The organism is Tateyamaria sp. (assembly GCF_039940735.1).
Taxonomy (GTDB): domain Bacteria; phylum Pseudomonadota; class Alphaproteobacteria; order Rhodobacterales; family Rhodobacteraceae; genus Tateyamaria.
In genome coordinates this window covers 34173-51128 of record NZ_JBDVGB010000054.1, presented here as the reverse complement: position 1 = coordinate 51128, position 16956 = coordinate 34173, and the positions used below count along the sequence as shown (strand labels likewise).

At 59.3% G+C, this 16956-nt stretch carries 15 protein-coding genes, 1 pseudogene and 1 riboswitch; of the genes and pseudogenes, 12 read left to right on the top strand and 4 right to left on the bottom strand.

Annotation, left to right across the window (positions count from 1 at the left end):
- Nucleotides 1-82: 82 nt before the first annotated feature.
- The 3 genes and pseudogenes from ABJF76_RS11780 to ABJF76_RS11770 form a co-directional block, all read right to left on the bottom strand.
- Nucleotides 83-1882: pseudogene (locus tag ABJF76_RS11780) on the bottom strand (NAD(P)-binding domain-containing protein).
- Nucleotides 1883-2021: 139 nt separating this feature from the next.
- Complete coding sequence (gene cobO / locus ABJF76_RS11775; RefSeq protein WP_413819789.1) at nt 2022-2633, bottom strand: cob(I)yrinic acid a,c-diamide adenosyltransferase; 612 nt, start codon at nt 2631-2633, stop codon at nt 2022-2024.
- Between the two features lie 71 nt (nt 2634-2704).
- Nucleotides 2705-3313 carry an HAD family hydrolase gene (locus tag ABJF76_RS11770; protein WP_413819788.1) on the bottom strand — a complete coding sequence of 203 codons (609 nt, stop codon included), beginning with the start codon at nt 3311-3313 and terminating at the stop codon, nt 2705-2707.
- 78 nt (nt 3314-3391) lie between these two features.
- A riboswitch (cobalamin riboswitch) is annotated at nt 3392-3603 on the top strand.
- An 86-nt stretch (nt 3604-3689) separates the two neighbouring features.
- On the opposite strand from ABJF76_RS11770, the gene ABJF76_RS11765 reads away from it, so the two are divergent.
- Genes ABJF76_RS11765 through cobJ form a run of 7 tightly spaced genes read left to right on the top strand, consistent with a single transcriptional unit; the run spans nt 3690 to nt 11675 of the window.
- Nucleotides 3690-4079 carry a DUF1636 family protein gene (locus ABJF76_RS11765; protein WP_413819787.1) on the top strand — a complete coding sequence of 130 codons (390 nt, stop codon included), beginning with the start codon at nt 3690-3692 and terminating at the stop codon, nt 4077-4079.
- A 2-nt stretch (nt 4080-4081) separates the two neighbouring features.
- Nucleotides 4082-5137 (top strand): cobalamin biosynthesis protein CobW, encoded by a 1056-nt coding sequence (gene cobW / locus ABJF76_RS11760; protein WP_413819786.1) that lies wholly within the window; start codon nt 4082-4084, stop codon nt 5135-5137.
- A gap of 15 nt (nt 5138-5152) precedes the next feature.
- Nucleotides 5153-8434 carry a cobaltochelatase subunit CobN gene (cobN, locus tag ABJF76_RS11755; RefSeq protein ID WP_413819785.1) on the top strand — a complete coding sequence of 1094 codons (3282 nt, stop codon included), beginning with the start codon at nt 5153-5155 and terminating at the stop codon, nt 8432-8434.
- Nucleotides 8431-9573 (top strand): cobalamin biosynthesis protein CobG, encoded by a 1143-nt coding sequence (locus tag ABJF76_RS11750; RefSeq protein WP_413819784.1) that lies wholly within the window; start codon nt 8431-8433, stop codon nt 9571-9573. Before cobN ends, ABJF76_RS11750 begins: the two co-directional genes overlap by 4 nt.
- A complete protein-coding gene (locus tag ABJF76_RS11745) occupies nt 9563-10192 on the top strand; it encodes a precorrin-8X methylmutase (RefSeq protein ID WP_413819783.1) in 630 nt (209 codons plus the stop codon). The genes ABJF76_RS11750 and ABJF76_RS11745 overlap by 11 nt, the downstream gene beginning before the upstream one ends.
- On the top strand, nt 10189-10929 hold the full coding sequence (locus ABJF76_RS11740; protein WP_413819782.1) for a precorrin-2 C(20)-methyltransferase: 741 nt from the start codon (nt 10189-10191) through the stop codon (nt 10927-10929). Before ABJF76_RS11745 ends, ABJF76_RS11740 begins: the two co-directional genes overlap by 4 nt.
- Nucleotides 10926-11675 (top strand): precorrin-3B C(17)-methyltransferase, encoded by a 750-nt coding sequence (gene cobJ, locus ABJF76_RS11735; RefSeq protein WP_413819781.1) that lies wholly within the window; start codon nt 10926-10928, stop codon nt 11673-11675. The genes ABJF76_RS11740 and cobJ overlap by 4 nt, the downstream gene beginning before the upstream one ends.
- On the opposite strand, the gene ABJF76_RS11730 is transcribed toward cobJ, so the two are convergent.
- Entirely contained in the window at nt 11651-12403 is a 753-nt protein-coding gene (locus ABJF76_RS11730; RefSeq protein ID WP_413819780.1) for a cobalt-precorrin-6A reductase, read from the bottom strand. The genes cobJ and ABJF76_RS11730 overlap by 25 nt on opposite strands.
- On the opposite strand from ABJF76_RS11730, the gene cbiE reads away from it, so the two are divergent.
- From cbiE to cobA, 5 genes are read left to right on the top strand one after another with little or no spacing between them, the layout of a single operon-like run.
- A complete protein-coding gene (gene cbiE, locus ABJF76_RS11725; protein ID WP_413819779.1) occupies nt 12402-13592 on the top strand; it encodes a precorrin-6y C5,15-methyltransferase (decarboxylating) subunit CbiE in 1191 nt (396 codons plus the stop codon). The genes ABJF76_RS11730 and cbiE overlap by 2 nt on opposite strands.
- Nucleotides 13589-13981: a cobalamin biosynthesis protein gene (locus tag ABJF76_RS11720; protein ID WP_413819778.1), complete on the top strand. Its 393-nt coding sequence runs from the start codon at nt 13589-13591 to the stop codon at nt 13979-13981. Before cbiE ends, ABJF76_RS11720 begins: the two co-directional genes overlap by 4 nt.
- The gene (gene cobM / locus ABJF76_RS11715) at nt 13978-14772 is read left to right on the top strand and encodes a precorrin-4 C(11)-methyltransferase (RefSeq protein WP_413819777.1); all 795 of its coding nucleotides are present in this window, start codon (nt 13978-13980) and stop codon (nt 14770-14772) included. Before ABJF76_RS11720 ends, cobM begins: the two co-directional genes overlap by 4 nt.
- Entirely contained in the window at nt 14762-16078 is a 1317-nt protein-coding gene (locus tag ABJF76_RS11710) for a cobyrinate a,c-diamide synthase (RefSeq protein ID WP_413819776.1), read from the top strand. The genes cobM and ABJF76_RS11710 overlap by 11 nt, the downstream gene beginning before the upstream one ends.
- Nucleotides 16075-16794, top strand: coding sequence for a uroporphyrinogen-III C-methyltransferase (cobA, locus tag ABJF76_RS11705; protein ID WP_413819775.1), 720 nt, complete (start codon nt 16075-16077; stop codon nt 16792-16794). Before ABJF76_RS11710 ends, cobA begins: the two co-directional genes overlap by 4 nt.
- Nucleotides 16795-16956 lie beyond the last annotated feature (162 nt).

The window sequence follows — 16956 nt, the reverse complement described above, 5'->3', positions numbered from 1 at the left end:
GTTGGAGAGACTACTTTACGGGGGCGAAGCGGACCTTCATTGATAGAATACGAAGGCCTGCTTCTAAGTTCCGTGATTGTTCTTAGGAAAGGTGATGGACCTGTTGCAACCCATAGACGGGCGTCGGAATACCTTCCATTCGCGCTTTGATCTGCAAGGACAAAAACTGCGAATAATGCCGTGACTGATGCAGATTTCCACCATGCATCCAGAGGTTGGAAATTTGGGTTGGTTTCCACATATTGCGTTGTTCGCCTTCCCACGGTCCGGGATCTTTGGTCGTGTCAGACCCAAGCCCCCAAACCTTGCCAAGCTGGTCGGCCGTCTCTTGACCGATCAAATCCGCGACCCATCCGTTCATCGAGTTATAGCCGGTTGCATAGACAACCAGATCAGCATCGAGATGCGTACCGTCATCCAGAACCACGCCAGTTTCATCAAGTGCGGTGACCTGACCGCGCTTCAACTTAACGTCGCCGTCAATGATCAGCTGGCTTGCACCCACATCAATGTAATACCCCGAGCCCCGTCGCAGGTATTTCATAAATAGCCCACTTTCGTCATCGCCCCAATCCAGCCAGAAACCAGCTTTTTCCAATCAGTCGTAGAACTCTTTGTCCTGCTCTTTCATCGCGGCATAGGCCGGAATCTGGAATTCGTGCAAAATGCGATACGGCAATGACGCAAATATCAGGTCCGCCTTTTCCGTTGTCATACCTGCGGTGACTGCACGTTCGGAATAAAGGTCGCCAAGTGCGACCTCCATCAAAGTCTCAGATCGCACGATATGCGTCGAAGACCTTTGCACCATCGTGACAGCAGCGTCCTGTTCCCAAAGTGCGGCGCAGATGTCATGGGCCGAATTGTTAGATCCAACGACAACAACCTTCTTGCCACCCCAGGCATCCGGCCCGTCATGTTCTGACGAGTGTTGCTGAACGCCCTTGAACACATCCATCCCCGCAAATTCTGGCATCCGTTTTTTGCCAGACATGCCGGTGGCCATGACAAGCTGCTTTGGTTTCAGCACAACCTCAGCACCGTCGCGGTCCACCACGATTGTCCATTCACCTGTGGTCTCATCAAACTTGGCGGACTTGGCAGTGGTGTTTGTCCAGTAATTCAATTCCATTACTTTGGTATACATCTCGAGCCAGTCGCCAATCTTGTCTTTAGGCGAGAAGACCGGCCAGTTTTCCGGGAATTTCATGTAAGGAAGATGGTCGTACCAGACCGGGTCATGCAGGCAGAGCGATTTGTATCGGTTGCGCCAGCTATCACCAGCACGCGCGTTACGTTCGACGACGATCGTTGGCACACCCAACTGGCGAAGCCGCGCGCCCATGGCGATGCCGCCTTGTCCCCCGCCAATGATGACGCAATAGGGTTGCGTTTCGTACCCAAGCTCGGCCTCTTCAGTGGCACGATCTTCCGCCCAGCTCGGTCGATTCTTACTCGCCCCGTGTTTTGCGCCCATAGGCCGATTGTCGCCCGCAGGCTCTTCATGGCCTTTCAACTCGGTCATGGTGGTAAGCAGAGTCCAAATTTTGTCGCCCTTCAGACGCAGCAAGCCATACCCGCGTGCGACCTCTGTTTCGAATTCAATCCAAGCTGTCGTAATACCACCGTCTTCTGTTGGAACTTCGCCCTCAGCAATTTTCCAACCACTCGGTTTCGTGGCGGCAAGCTGATGGGACAGCATATCTGAGATCTGATCTTTGCCTTCGGCAGTCTTGATATTCCAAGTAAAGCTGACGAGATCGCGCCAATAACAATCATCTTCGAACATGTCACAGGCTGCGGCGATATCCCCTTTTGATAACGTCTCGCCAAATGCATCCAAAAACGTCTGAGTTTGATCTGAAACTGAAGTATCGAGCATGTTTTTCCTCCCTTTATGCTGCGATTTTCAGCGAGCGTAGCACACTACGCGGCTCCGTCTATTTTTTTACCCAAGCCTTGAAACCAGATGTTCGAGCAACGCCGCATCGCGCAACAAGGGCGCGCGCCAGCCATTGGCTTTAAAATTCCACACCCTTTTGCGCCTTCACACCCAGATCCTTGAACGGATGTTTGATCAATGTCATCTCGGTTACCAAATCCGCCGCCTCGATCAGCTCGGGTTTGGCGTTGCGCCCTGTCAGTACCACGTGGGTCATGGCCGGTTTCTTCTCCAACAGAAAATCGACCACTTCGTCGATATCCAGATAATCATAGCGCAACGCGATGTTGATTTCGTCCAGAAGAACAAACGAAATTTCAGGGTCCAAAATCTGTTCCTGCGCAATTTTCCACCCGTTTTGGGCGGCGGCAATGTCGCGCTCGCGGTCCTGCGTTTCCCACGTAAACCCTTCGCCCGACACAAAAAACCGGCACTCGTCCGCAAAGCGATCGCGCAGAAAGGTCCGTTCGCCTGTTTCCCAATTTCCCTTGATAAACTGCACGACTGAACACGGCATACCGTGTGAAATGCAGCGCATGATCATCCCAAATCCGCTGGATGATTTACCTTTACCCGGCCCCGTGTGGACCATGATCAGACCTTTTTCTTCGGTCTTGGTCGCCATCATCTTATCGCGGGCGGCCTTGATCTTTTTCATCTTGGCATTGTGGCGTTCGGTGGCGTCGTCCATGGCAGGCTCCTGAAGTTTCTGATGGGTTTCGTGCCATCATTTTTGCGCGGGGGCCAGAGGCGTTTGTGGCCTCATCCCAGTTGATCCAGAAACGCTGGCAATCCGCCGCGCGTTTCATTTGTAAAGTGAAAGCCTTGCCACCCAAGTGCGCAGGCGGCGGTCACATTGGCTTGGGTATCGTCGATCAGTACATGGGCATGGGCGGGCGCCCCGCTCCATGTTTCGATGTGGCGGAAATAGGCGGTGTCAGGTTTGGCATGCCCCATACGGCCCGATGCAAAGATATGGCGAACAAGGCTGCCAAAGCCCATATCACGTTCGATAAAGGCGGCGCGGCGGGCCTCGTTGTTGGTGCCGATCACGTGGGTCGCGTCGCTGCGTTCAAGGTGACGCACAACCTTTGCATCAGGCAAAGCGTCTCTTGCGAACCAATAGGCCAGAAACGTATCTGCATCGATATTACGGCCCGCATCTGTTAACCAAAATTGCAGTTCATCGCGCAAATCAATTTGTCCGCGCATGATCCGGCCGATCCGGTCGCGATGGAACAGATGCGCCACCAACGCAGCCCGGTCGATCCCCCAATCCTGTTGCAACCGGTCCGCCCAAACGAACCGTCCATCGATGACATTGGCGTTCAAGACGCCGTCAAAATCCCACACGATGATTGGTTGCTGCATGGCACCCTCCGACCCAATCCCTACACCACAAGAACCGACGGCTCCATCCTGTTCGCGCTTGACTCATGCTCAAGCCGCGCGCACTAGGGAATTGCTGGTGCCCTAAGCGAACACTTTGGGTGAAAAGGGAATGCAGCGGACCTTATGGTCCAAACGCAGCCGCCCCCGCGACCGTGACCGGAGAAGGTCGCCTACAGCCACTGACGCGCATGTGTCGGGAAGGCAGGGCCACCGTCAGGGAGACCTGAAATCCGCAAGCCGGGAGACCTGCCAGCACGAGAAGATATGACGAAACCGGACGGGGTGTTCCGGGTGTCGGGTCGTTTTGGCACCTGTGCCGCCCGCCATCCAATGCCCAAAACATATGGGATAAAAGATGAGCGACTTGCCCCCCCCTAACCTCGCCCCTGTAGAGGTGTTGGTTTGCGTAAAATGCCTGCGCGAGGCCGAAATGCCCGAAAATGGCGTCCGCCCCGGCACCGCCCTGCATGCCGAGATTGCCAAGCACAAGATGCCTGCCAACGTCACCCTTAAGGCCGTCGAATGCCTGTCAAACTGCTCGTCGGGTTGTTCCGTCGCTGTGCGCGGCGGCGACAAACGCTGGACCTATGTCTATGGCAACTTCATCGAAGGGCGCGACGCCCAACTGGTTGTCGACGGCATCACCAAATACGCCGCCACCGCCGATGGCCTTGTGCCTTGGCGCGAACGCTCGGACCACTTTCGCAAAAACTGCATCGCCCGCATTCCCCCGCAGGAGTTTTAAACATGGCTACCCTCAATAAAATCCCCGTCACTGTGATCACTGGCTTCCTTGGCTCGGGCAAAACGACGCTGGTGCGCCACCTGATGCAAAACCCGCAAGGCAAACGGCTGGCCGTGATCGTCAACGAATTTGGCGATGTTGGCGTGGACGGCGAGATCCTGAAATCCTGCGCCATCCCCGATTGCCCCGCTGAAAACATCATGGAATTGGCCAATGGCTGCATCTGCTGCACTGTGGCGGATGACTTTATTCCAACAATCGAGGCCTTGATGGCCATCGATCCGCAGCCCGAACATATCTTGATCGAAACCTCGGGTCTTGCCTTGCCCAAGCCGCTGCTTAAAGCGTTTGATTGGCCTGATATTCGCTCGCGCATCACTGTGGATGGCGTGATTGCACTGGCCGATGCCGAAGCGGTCGCCGCTGGTCGTTTTGCCCCCGATGTTGCACGCGTCGATGCACAACGTTTGGCAGATGATAGCCTTGATCACGAAACGCCGCTGTCCGAGGTGTTTGAGGATCAGATCAGTTGCGCTGACATCATCCTGCTGACCAAACCTGACCTGGCTGGCCCGGAAGGTATCGCCAAGGCCAAAGAGATCATCGCCGCCGAAACACCCCGCCCGCTGCCTGTGGTCGAAGTGGCCGAAGGCGCAGTTGATCCCCGCATTATCCTTGGGCTTGAGGCCGCCGCCGAAGACGACATGGACGCCCGCCCCAGCCACCACGATGGGCATGATGATCACGAACATGACGATTTCGAGTCGGTCATCATCGACATCCCCGAAATCAATGACCCTGCCGAGCTGGTCGCGCGGATCGAAGCCATGGCAAAGTCGCAAAACATCCTGCGCGTCAAAGGATACGCCGCCGTTGTGGGCAAACCCATGCGCCTGTTGGTTCAAGCCGTTGGCGCTCGCGTGCGGCATCAGTTTGATCGCCCGTGGGGACCGAATGAACCCCGTCAGGGTCGTTTGGTCGTGATTGCCGAACATGATGACGTAAACAGCGACGCCATTCGTGCGGCGTTGGTTCAGGTGTCCGAAGCCGCTGAATAAACCAGAAAGCCCCCCATGCACGTCGTCTTTCGCGAAAGCCATGGCCTCGAAGAAACCGAGACCCCAACAGATCTGGGCCAGACGCCTGCGGATCTGGTGGTTTTGTCGTTCTCGGACAGCGACTTGGGGGCCTTTGGGGCTGGCTGGCATCGCGGCGGGGGCGAGGTGGGCAAAATGCCCACCTTACGGCTTGCAAATTTGGTCGGCCTAAAACATCCACTGTCGGTCGATACGTATGTGGAACAGACCCTCGCGGGGGCGCGCGGCATTCTGATCCGTCTGATCGGTGGCGTGCCCTATTGGGCCTATGGTTTGCAGCAAGTTTACGCCTTGGCGCAGGCCAAAGGTATCGCTTTGGCCGTGTTGTCCGCCGATGGGCGGATCGACACGCGATTGGATGAATTATCGACGCTGCCCGTGTCTACGCTGCGCAGGCTTGCGCATTTGTGCGACACAGGGGGCGCTGTGGCAGCACAGGCTGCACTTGCGCAATTGACGCTGGCCTCGGGACTTTATGCCGGACCTGTCGCGGGGACAAAGGCCCTCCCCTTGGTTGGCGCTTGGACCCCGGAACATGGGGTGAGTTGCCCGCTGATCGTGGACGATGACCCCAAGCCGCTGGTCATTATTACCTTCTATCGCGCCTATCTTGCGGCCGCAGACTTATCTCCTATTGAGGCTTTGTTCGACGCTCTGCATGCGCGCGGGTTTCGTGTGATCGGCCTGTTTGCGCCGTCCCTCAAAGCCCCGGATGCAAGCGCCTGGATGGCCCGTCAGATCGCGCATCTTGGCCCATCGGCCATCGTCAACGCCACTGCGTTTTCTGGCAAAGGCAAGGACGGCACATCGCCGTTGGACGCAGGTGGCGTGCCCGTGTTCCAAGTGGCACTTGCCACCTCAACCCGCGACATGTGGGAGGAAGCCGAACGCGGCTTGTCCCCCGCTGACCTTGCCATGCATGTGGTCTTGCCCGAAGTCGATGGGCGCCTGTTTGCGGGTGTATCGTCGTTCAAAGAACCCCAACCGCGCGATGACCATCTGCAATTCTCGCGTTATGCGCACAAGGCCGATGTGGCCCGCACGCAAGCGGTCGCCGACAAGGTCAAAGCGTGGACGGACCTTGCAGGCACCCCGGCGGCTGATCGCAAACTGGCCTTGGTGCTCAGCACTTATCCCGGCAAAGACTGGAACATGGCCCATGCAGTCGGGCTGGATGCGCTGGCCTCTGCTGAGGTGATCCTTGATGACCTGAAAGAGGCAGGCCACCACGTCATTCAAACAGAGACGCCGCTGACCGATGCCCTTGGCAGCGAAACCATCACGTGGCCCTTGGCCGATTACCGCGCGGCCCTTGCCACCCTGCCCCAATGCTTGCGCGAGGACCTGTTTGCGGCTTGGGGCGATCCCAGCAATGAAGCGCAGGACGGAAAATTCCATTTTCCGGCTGTTCGCTGGGGCAATGTCACCATCGCGTTGCAACCCGAACGTGGCACGCCCGAGACACGCGATGACGACTACCACGATCTCGCGCGCACCCCGCGCCACGGCTACGTCGCGTTTTACCTGTGGGTGCGCACCCAGACCCAAGCCCTGATCCACATCGGCGCGCACGGCACATTGGAATGGTTGCCCGGCAAATCTGTCGCCTTGTCCGACATCTGCTGGCCCGAAGCCCTGACGGCCTCAATGCCCGTCATTTACCCCTTTATCGTCAATGACCCCGGCGAGGCAGCCCAAGCCAAGCGGCGTATCGGCGCCATGACCCTTGGCCACCTGCCGCCGCCGTTGAAAGCCTCGGACACACCGGACCGGCTTGTGCGGTTGGAAACGTTGCTTGATGAGTTTTCTACCGCCGACGGGCTTGATCCAAAGCGTCGCGATCGCCTTCAGGATGGCATTCGCGCCGAAGCGCAGGCCCTTGGGGTTGAAGACGACCTTGGCCTTGCGCGCGCCACTTCAACCGCCGAGGCGATCACCCGCATTGACCGTTTTGTCTGTGACATCAAGGAAAGCCAATACGGGGACGGTTTGCACGTTTGGGGCAAAGGTGCGTCCAAGGACGCACCCTACGACTCGGCCAGCCTTGTCAGCGAACGCCAATCCTTGGTTGATGCTTTGAACGGCAAGCGCATCGCAGGTGGGCCTTCTGGGTCGCCTTATCGCGGGCGGCGTGATGTGTTGCCGACTGGGCGCAATCTGTTCACCACCGACCCGCGCGGCGTGCCCACGCGTGCGGCCTATGCCCAAGGTGTCAAACTGGCCGAAGAACTGGTGCGCCGTCACCTTCAGGACCATGGCGACTGGCCACGCGGGTTGATCGTGGATCTTTGGGGCTCTGCCACCATGCGCACCGCAGGCGAAGAATTTGCCATGGCGCTGCACCTACTGGGCGTGCGCCCTATCTGGGACAAAGGGTCCGAACGGGTGTCTGGCATCGAGGTATTGCCGATCACCGACCTTGATCGCCCGCGCCTTGACGTCACTTTGCGCGTCTCTGGCCTGTTTCGCGATGTCTTTCCCACGCTTTCCGCCCTTTTTGCCCAAGCCGTGCGCGCGCTAAGCCAGCGTGATGAGGCCCCCGACTGGAACCCATACGCAGGCCGCACCGATATTGCCCGCGTCTATGGCCCAGCGCCGGGCAGCTTTGGCCTTGGCATGGGAGCAGATCTTGAAACCTTTACCGAGGAAAGCCGCGCCGCCGCAGGGCAAGCTTGGCTGACCGCCAGCGCTTATGCCCTTGATGGGGACGCGGCGATCAAGGACACGAGTGGCATTCGCGCACGCGTCGCCGCCGCAGATAGCTTTGTGCACCTGCAAGACCTGCCTGAAACCGATATCCTTCTTGCGTCAGACTATGCCGCGCACGAAGCAGGCTTTGCTGCCGCCCAAGCCATCACGGGCGGTCAGGCTGCGCTTTACCACCTTGATTCCACCGACCCTAACCGACCCCGTGCCCGCGCCCTGCCCGAAGAAATCGCCCGCGTCGTCCAAGCCCGCGCGACACAACCAGGATGGCTGGCGGGCATGATGCGTCACGGCTTTCGTGGTGGGGCCGAAATCGCGGCAACTCTTGATCACATGGCCGCATTCGCCCATCTGGCAGGCGTCGTGCAGCCACACCTGTTTGACGCCTATCACGAGGCCACATTGGGCGACCCACAAGTCAGCGCCTTTTTGCAGGATGCCAATCCCGGTGCGTATCAAGCGATGCTTGACCAGTTCGCCGCCCTCGACGCCGCAGGCCTGTGGCAGACGCGGCGCAATTCGATCCGCGCCGCCCTAGAGGCCGCGCAATGAGTGGACCGAGCAAAATCAAAGGCCAAATCAAAGGTTGGTGTCCCGGCGCTTACACACCGATGATGTCGGGCGATGGGTTGATCGTGCGTATACGCCCCCGTCTGGGGCGTTTAACATCGGATCAGGCCCTTGGGCTTTGCGCCATTGCGCAGGCCGAAGGCAATGGGATCATCGACCTTACCAGCCGTGCGAATTTGCAATTGCGCGGCATCAAAGAAACAGGCCACGAGGCTGTTTTGTCTGCGTTATTGGCGCTGGGAGTGCTCGATGACACCCCCGAACGCGAGACGCGGCGCAATATTGTGACCACGCCTTTGTGGCAAGCCGACGATCTGAATACGCGCTTGTACGATGCTGTCTGTGATCGCCTTGATGACTTACCGGACCTGCCCGCCAAGATGGGTATAGCGATTGATGCAGGGCCATCGCCGATCTTGCCTAAAACCTCTGCGGATTTCCGATTTGAACGCACAGCGGATGGCGCGCTGTTGCTGCGCCTTAATGGCCTCAGCCGAGGGCGGTTGACCAACGAAGACACGGCCATCGACGCTTTGTGCGAGATGGCGCAGTGGTTCGCCGACACGCAGACCACAGCGCGCCGCATGGCAGGGCATGTCGCGATGAAACCACCGCCGGCGGACTGGATGTCCGCCTTACCAGCCGCCGCTATTCTGCCTTTGTCACCAAGCAACCGGAACGGCACCGTCACTTTGGGCGTTGCCTTTGGCAGTCTTGAGGCCGCAAGCCTGTCCGCCCTCATTCACGACAGCGATGCCACCGCTTTCCGCGTCACCCCTTGGCGATTGTTTCAGCTTGAAAACGCGATCCTTGCAGACGCGCACGGCTTTATCACCGCCCCGAACGATCCGTTGTTGACCGCCCATGCCTGCCCCGGCGCACCGGCCTGTGCCGCTGCAACCGTCGACACCCGCCAACTGGCCCGCGCGCTTGCGCCTGCGCATCGCGACTTGCATGTCTCGGGCTGTTCTAAAGGGTGCGCGTACCGCCACGCCGCTGCCACCACTTTGGTCGGACACGACGGCACGTATGACCTTGTGAAACAGGGCCATCCATGGGATCAGCCCTGCCAGCGCGGGCTCTCCGCATCAGACCTCAAGGCCCAATCAGATGCCCTATGAATACCAAACCGATGGCGCGGCCATTTACCTGCAATCCTTTGCCACCATTCGGGCCGAGGCCGACCTAGCCCGGTTCGATGCGGACGAAGAACAAGTCGCCGTGCGCATGATCCACGCGGCCGGCATGGTGGGGCTGGAACAGCACTGTCGCTTTTCGCCCGGTTTTGTTCCCGCAGCCCGCGCAGCACTCGAAGCAGGCGCGCCGATCCTATGCGATGCGCGCATGGTGTCTGAAGGCATCACCCGCCCCCGCATGCCTGCCGATAATGCAGCGATTTGCACGCTCCATGACGAGGCCGTACGCCCCTTAGCCGCCAAAATGGGCAACACCCGTTCTGCCGCAGCGCTTGAACTTTGGCGACCACATTTGGCAGGTGCCGTGGTGGCCATCGGCAACGCGCCCACTGCCTTGTTCCACCTGCTCAATATGCTAGAGGACCCCGCCTGCCCGCGCCCTGCGGCCATCATTGGTTGCCCCGTTGGCTTTGTCGGCGCGGTCGAATCCAAAGACGCGCTTTGGGCGGATCAACCCGTGCCTTGCTGCATCGTCCAAGGACGCTTGGGCGGCAGTGCCATCACCGTCGCGGCCGTCAACGCCATCGCGAGCCGCAAAGAATGAACAGCCCCGTCACACCCGGCACAGTCTATGGCGTCGGCCTTGGCCCCGGCGATCCTGACTTGCTAAGCGTGCGCGCTGACCGTCTGGTGCGCAATGCCACGCATGTCGCGTTTTTCCGCAAAGCAGGCCGCCCCGGCCAAGCGCGCACATTGGCGAATGATCTGTTGCCCGCTGATACGATCGAACACGCTTTGGAATACCCGGTCACCACCGAAATCCCGCTGACGGACCCGGCCTATAACCAAGCGCTTTCAACGTTTTACGCCGAGTGCACCAAACGCCTGCGTGCGTTGACCGATGCGGGCCATGACGTGGTTGTGCTGTGCGAGGGGGATCCGTTTTTCTATGGTTCGTTTATGCACCTTTATACCCGCCTCAAGGATGATATCCCTGTGCAGGTTGTGCCTGCCATCACCGGCATGTCGGGCGCGTGGACAGCGACGGGCGCGCCGATCACATGGGGCGATGACATCCTGACGGTGCTGATGGGCACGCTGGACGAAGACATCCTTGCGCGCAACATGGCATCGGCCGACGCACTTGTTGTGATGAAAATCGGGCGCAACATCGACAAGGTCCGCAGCGCCCTGCGCACTGCTGGAAAATACGATGCCGCATGGTTGGTGGAATACGCCACAATGCCCAACCAAACGGTGCAAAAGCTCTCGGACACCGAGGGCAAAGTGACCCCCTACTTCTCGATCATCATCGTACACGGGCACGGGCGCAGACCATGACGGGTTCACTGGTCATTGCAGGGCTTGGCCCCGGCGACGACGCGCTGGTGACCCCCGAGGTCACAGCCGCCCTTGCACACGCCACGGACATCGTTGGCTATATCCCTTATGTGGCCCGCATCCCTGCGCGCCCCGGTCTGACGCTGCACCCGACAGACAACCGCGTCGAACTTGATCGCTCGCGCCATGCGCTTGAAATGGCAAGTGAGGGGCGTCAAGTGGTTGTGGTTTCCTCCGGCGATCCCGGCGTGTTTGCCATGGCCGCGGCCGTGTTCGAGGCGGTCGAGGCCGGGCCGAATGAATGGCGCACCCTTGATATCCGCGTGTTGCCCGGCATCACAGCGATGCTGGCCGCAGCCGCACGTGCCGGTGCCCCTTTGGGTCATGACTTTTGCACCATCAACCTAAGCGACAACCTCAAACCATGGACCGTGATCGAAAACCGCTTGCGGCTTGCGGTTCAGGCGGACTTTGCCATGGCGTTTTACAATCCGCGCTCAAAATCCCGCCCCGAAGGGTTTGTGCGCACCCTTGAGGTGCTGAAAGAGGCCTGCGCCGACAACCGCCCGGTGATCTTTGCGCGCAATGTCAGCCGCGCGGACGAAACGATCAACGTTGTCCCTTTGCAAGACACGCAGGCCGATATGGCCGACATGCGCACAGTGGTGATTGTGGGATCAAGCCAGACCCGGATCATCGAAACGGGCGCTGCCCCAATCGTCTATACGCCACGGTTTTCGTCATGACGCAGCCATGCCATCACATCAGCGACGCTATAGACCGTTGCGCCGTCTGGAATGGTGGGCCTGTCGATCATAATGACGGGGACGCCCAAGGCGCGCGCGGCCTCAATCTTAGCATAAGCGCCTGTGCCACCGGAATTTTTCGAAACAACAAGGTCAATGCGATGGTCCCGCATCAAGGCCAGATCGTCCTGCGCAGTGAACGGTCCACGCGACACCAACACATGGTGTTCTGGAAAGGCCGGCGGGGTGCTGGGCGCATCAACCAAACGCAGCAAATAGAAATGTTGCGGATTGGGTGCAAAATCATCCAGATGCATACGCCCAACAGCCAGCATGACGCGGGCCGCAGTGCGATCAAGCGCGGCCACAGCGTCTGCAATGTCGGGCACATGGGTCCAGTTGTCGCCCGCTTGTGCGCGCCATGGCGCACGGGTCAGGGCGATCAGCGGAACGTTCTCCGCCGCGCAGGCCCGCACAGCATTGCTGCTCATTTGCGCGGCAAAAGGATGCGTGGCGTCAACCACATGCGTGATGTCATTGTCGCGCAGATAGGTACGCAACCCCTCAACGCCACCAAATCCACCGACACGTTGTGGCAAGGGCTGCCGCTTGGGCCGTTCCACCCGCCCCGCGAAACTGACTGTGCCGGACAGACCTGCGCTGGCGACTGCCGCGCCCAAAGCCGTCGCCTCAGTCGTGCCACCAAGGATCAGAAGGTTGATTGCCATGTCTGAGACCCCTTGGTTGACCATCATCGGTATAGGCGAGGACGGAGTTGCAGGCCTGAGCGCCGCAAGTCAAGCCGCCCTGCGCGCCGCCGATATCATCATGGCCCCGCCGCGCCATCTGTCGATGATCCCAGAAGGCAGCGCAGAACGTATCGAATGGCCCGTACCATTTGCGAACGGCATCGCGATCCTGGCGTCCCTCAGGGGCAAACAGGTGGCCGTTTTGGCCTCGGGTGACCCGTTTTGGTTTGGAACGGGGTCTGTGATTGCGCGTAGCTTTGGACCCGACGAATGGCGCGCGTTTCCAACCGCATCCTGTTTTGCACTGGCCGCATCTCAACTGGGCTGGGCGCTGGATAAGACCCATTGCGTTGGTCTGCACGCAGCGCCGATGGCGCGCCTGCGCCGCCACCTTGCACCGGGGACGCAGATCATTGCGACACTGCGCGACGGCAACGGCGTACACGACCTTGCCGCCTATTTGAACGGTGCGGGGTTTGGCGACAGCACCTTGACGATCTTTGAACATCTGGGCGGACCGCAAGAACGCATCACAACCGCAAAGGCCGCCACCCTAACAGGTGCCTACGACCACCCGGTTTGTGCTGCGATAACAGTCGCGGGCGACGGACCGTCCCTGACAACAGCCACCGGCCAAACCGACTCCACATTCAAAAGCGACGGACAAATGACCAAACGCCCCATCCGTGCCATAACGCTATCGACCCTCGCACCGAAACCGCATGAACACCTTTGGGACGTGGGCGCGGGTTCCGGCTCGATCGCGCTGGAATGGTTGTTGGCGCATCCCACCACGCGGGCCACCTGCATCGAACCACGCGCGGATCGCGCTGCCCGCATCCGCCAAAACGCGGACGACTTGGGGGTAGACCACCGCCTGACCATCATAAACGGCAACGCACCCGAGACCCTGACAGGCATAGACACGCCCGATGCGATTTTTGTAGGTGGCGGACTAAGCACCGATCTGTTGGAGGCGGTCATCGCACTGAACACCCGCCTTGTGGTCAACGCGGTCACTCTGGAGGGCGAAGCGTTTTTGGCCAACGCCCAAACGCAATACGGCGGCGAATTGATGCGGATCGAGATCGCAAACACCAAACCTTTGGGCGCAAAACGTGGCTGGTCCGCGTCCTATCCCGTTGTTCAATGGAGCCTGAACCGATGAACGATCAAACGCCCAAACAAATCGTTGTCGCCGGATTTGGTTTCACCAGCAACGCGACCCCTGAAAGCTTCGCACAAGCGTTAAAGGCCACGGGTTACAAAGATAAAATTGACTTGCTAGCAACTCCATCAGACAAAGCGCTGCAACCTGCCTTCCTTGATTTTGGCCGCGCACAGCGTCTGATCGCCAACGCCGTCACGCGCAATGCGCTGGAAGCTGCCGAAACCAAAACGCAATCGTTCCTCAGCCGCCTCATGCGCCGCACCGGGTCAGTGGCCGAAGCCGCCGCCCTTGCCGCCGCGGGCCCAGGCTCAACCCTGATTGTTACCCGCCAAATTTCAAACGACCGCATGGCCACCTGCGCCATCGCCAAAGGAGCCGACGCATGACCGTTCACTTTATCGGCGCAGGCCCCGGCGCGCCTGACTTGTTGACCCTGCGCGGGCGCGACCTGATCGCCGCCAGCCCCGTTTGCCTGTATGCCGGATCATTGGTGCCAGAGGCGATCTTGGGGCACTGTCCACCTGATGCACGCGTGGTCAATACCGCCGCCATGGACCTTGATCAGATCATGGAAGAAATCAACGCAGCCCACACCAAGGGCCAAGACATCGTGCGCCTGCATTCGGGCGATCTATCGGTTTGGTCGGCCATGGGCGAACAATTGCGACGCCTGAAATCCGCCGGCATCCCCTTTACGGTCACGCCCGGCGTGCCGTCGTTCAGCGCGGCCGCCGCGGCCTTGGGGGCCGAATTGACCCTGCCCGGCGTTGCGCAATCTGTGGTGCTAACACGCACCCCCGGCCGTGCGTCGTCGATGCCTGCAGGCGAAACGCTGACCAACTTTGCCGCCACTGGCGCCACGCTGGCGATCCACCTTTCGATTGGCAACCTTGATCAGGTGATCACCGACCTGTCGCCCGCCTATGGTGCCGATTGCCCCGTCGCGGTTGTGTACCGCGCCAGTTGGCCTGATCAACGTATCATCCGCGCGACGCTTGCCACACTCAAGGACGCAATGAGCGAAGATATCTCGCGCACGGCGCTCATCCTTGTCGGGCACGCCATTGAAGCGACAGATTTCGACGAAAGTTGCCTCTATTCAACCGATTACGACCGCCGCTACCGGCCACAAAGTGCAGACAGCCCTTGGGCCAGTTGGAGCCATAATGATGACTAATCCTCCCGGACTTATGATTTCGGCCCCCGCGTCGGGCACTGGTAAAACCACGGTGATGCTGGGCCTGCTGCGCGCTTTGCGCGACGATGGGTTGACCGTGCAACCCTACAAATCCGGCCCCGATTATATCGACCCGGCCTTTCACCTTGCCGCCGCCGGACGCCCGTCGTTCAACTTTGACACATGGGCGATGGACGAAGCGCTGTTGGGCGGCATCGCGGCACAACAAAATGGCGCAGATATCTGTGTGGGCGAAGGGTCGATGGGCCTGTTCGACGGCGTCGCCACACGTGGACAATCCGGGTTTGGCTCCAGCGCAGAAACGGCCCTGAAAATGGGTTGGCCCGTGGTGCTGGTGATCGACGTTGGCGGGCAGGCACAATCGGCGGCGGCCACGGCGCTGGGATTCAAAATGTACAACCCCGATCTGCCCTTTGCAGGTGTGATCCTGAACCGTGTCGCCAGCCCGCGCCACGAACGGCTGACCCGTTTGGGCATGGAACGCGCAGGGGTCAAAGTTCTGGGCGCATTGCCAAGACGCGGCGACCTCAAACTGCCGGAACGTCACCTTGGTTTAATCCAAGCCGTAGAACACCCCGACTTAGAGGCAGCAATTTCTGGATACGCCGAATTCCTACGCGAAAACGTGAACCTAGACGCCCTGAAACAGGCCGCTCGTGCAGGGGCCACGATGGCTCCCGCCCCACTGCCAACACCCCCCGCCCAGCGGATTGCATTGGCCCGCGATGCGGCATTTTCTTTTACATATCCTCACCTTCTGGAAGGCTGGCGCGCTGCGGGCGCTGAAATTCTACCCTTCTCACCGCTTGCAGATCAGGCTCCCGATCCAAGCGCCGATCTAGCATGGCTCCCCGGAGGCTACCCCGAATTGCACGGCGGCGCGCTGGCCGCAGCGCAGACCTTCAAATCCGGCCTGCGTGTATTTGCTGAAACAAAACCTGTGCACGGCGAATGCGGAGGCTACATGGCACTTGGTGCCTCCTTGATTGACAAAGAAGGCGTTCGCCACGAAATGGCTGGGCTGCTTAACCTCGTGACCAGCTATGAAAAACGCAAATTCCACCTCGGCTATCGCCGGGCTGTGCTGCAAGCCCCCCTGCCCGGATTTGACACAGGTGCCGCTCTGCGTGGTCACGAATTCCATTACTCGACCATTTTGGACGAACCTGATGCCCCGTTGGCGAATGTGTTTGACGCTGATGGCAACCCTGTGCCGGAAACGGGCTCACGAAAAAACCACGTCACGGGCACCTTTTTCCACCTGATCACAGGTGAAACCCCATGAGCGGATTTGTCAGTTTTGTCGGTTCAGGCCCCGGTGATCCAGAACTGCTGACGCTCAAAGCCGTCGATCGCTTAAAACACGCGGATGCAGTGCTGTTTGATGACCTGAGTTCGGGCCCCATCCTGACCCATGCCCGCAACGGCGCTGATCTTGTCGGAGTTGGCAAACGCGCAGGACGTCCTTCGCCAAAACAAAACCACGTTAGCCAATTACTTGTAGACTATGCACGCACCGGCGGGCGCGTCGTACGGTTGAAGTCGGGCGATGGCGGTACGTTTGGTCGGCTCGAAGAGGAAATAGATGCGCTTAAAGCAGCTGATATCGCTTACGAAATCATCCCCGGTGTACCCTCGGCTTGTGCCGCCGCCGCCGCCGCAGGCATCCCACTTACACGACGACTGACAGCACGGCGCGTACAATTCGTAACTGGCCACGACGTGCGCGGTGCACTGCCCGATGATCTAAACCTCGCGGCACTCGCAGATGCCCAAGCCACCACAGTAGTGTTCATGGGGCAACGCACTTTTCCGGCTTTCGCCAAAATGCTGATGGACGCCGGGTTGGCGGGCGACACGCCCGCCTTACTGGCCGAGGGTGTCAGTACGCCCGCGCAGGCCTTGCACCGCATGAATATTGCAGAACTCGCCGCAAAACTGGAAACAAGTATAAGCGACGCGCCTGCGTTGATCCTTTACGGTGCGCTTGCGGAGTCTTGATCCGCATTTGCATATTTGATGAACAATGAAATGGAGCGTTATCCTTTCGCTTCATTGTTCCAAAAATATGCAAAATCAGACACATCCAAACACACGCAAGGTGCGTGATGACGCGTCCTTGGCAAAACAGCATCCCAAAATGCCGCGAACAGACTTGTCGGG

Bases quoted from the DNA above. Each gene is read 5' to 3' on its own strand.
- ABJF76_RS11720 (WP_413819778.1), top strand. From the start codon at position 13,589: ATGAACGATCAAACGCCCAAACAAATCGTTGTCGCCGGATTTGGTTTC.
- ABJF76_RS11770 (WP_413819788.1), bottom strand. From the start codon at position 3,313: ATGCAGCAACCAATCATCGTGTGGGATTTTGACGGCGTCTTGAACGCC.
- ABJF76_RS11765 (WP_413819787.1), top strand. From the start codon at position 3,690: ATGAGCGACTTGCCCCCCCCTAACCTCGCCCCTGTAGAGGTGTTGGTT.
- cobJ (WP_413819781.1), top strand. From the start codon at position 10,926: ATGACGGGTTCACTGGTCATTGCAGGGCTTGGCCCCGGCGACGACGCG.
- ABJF76_RS11740 (WP_413819782.1), top strand. From the start codon at position 10,189: ATGAACAGCCCCGTCACACCCGGCACAGTCTATGGCGTCGGCCTTGGC.
- cobO (WP_413819789.1), bottom strand. From the start codon at position 2,633: ATGGACGACGCCACCGAACGCCACAATGCCAAGATGAAAAAGATCAAG.
- cobN (WP_413819785.1), top strand. From the start codon at position 5,153: ATGCACGTCGTCTTTCGCGAAAGCCATGGCCTCGAAGAAACCGAGACC.
- ABJF76_RS11730 (WP_413819780.1), bottom strand. From the start codon at position 12,403: ATGGCAATCAACCTTCTGATCCTTGGTGGCACGACTGAGGCGACGGCT.
- cobA (WP_413819775.1), top strand. From the start codon at position 16,075: ATGAGCGGATTTGTCAGTTTTGTCGGTTCAGGCCCCGGTGATCCAGAA.
- ABJF76_RS11710 (WP_413819776.1), top strand. From the start codon at position 14,762: ATGATGACTAATCCTCCCGGACTTATGATTTCGGCCCCCGCGTCGGGC.
- cobW (WP_413819786.1), top strand. From the start codon at position 4,082: ATGGCTACCCTCAATAAAATCCCCGTCACTGTGATCACTGGCTTCCTT.
- ABJF76_RS11745 (WP_413819783.1), top strand. From the start codon at position 9,563: ATGCCCTATGAATACCAAACCGATGGCGCGGCCATTTACCTGCAATCC.
- cobM (WP_413819777.1), top strand. From the start codon at position 13,978: ATGACCGTTCACTTTATCGGCGCAGGCCCCGGCGCGCCTGACTTGTTG.
- cbiE (WP_413819779.1), top strand. From the start codon at position 12,402: ATGTCTGAGACCCCTTGGTTGACCATCATCGGTATAGGCGAGGACGGA.
- ABJF76_RS11750 (WP_413819784.1), top strand. From the start codon at position 8,431: ATGAGTGGACCGAGCAAAATCAAAGGCCAAATCAAAGGTTGGTGTCCC.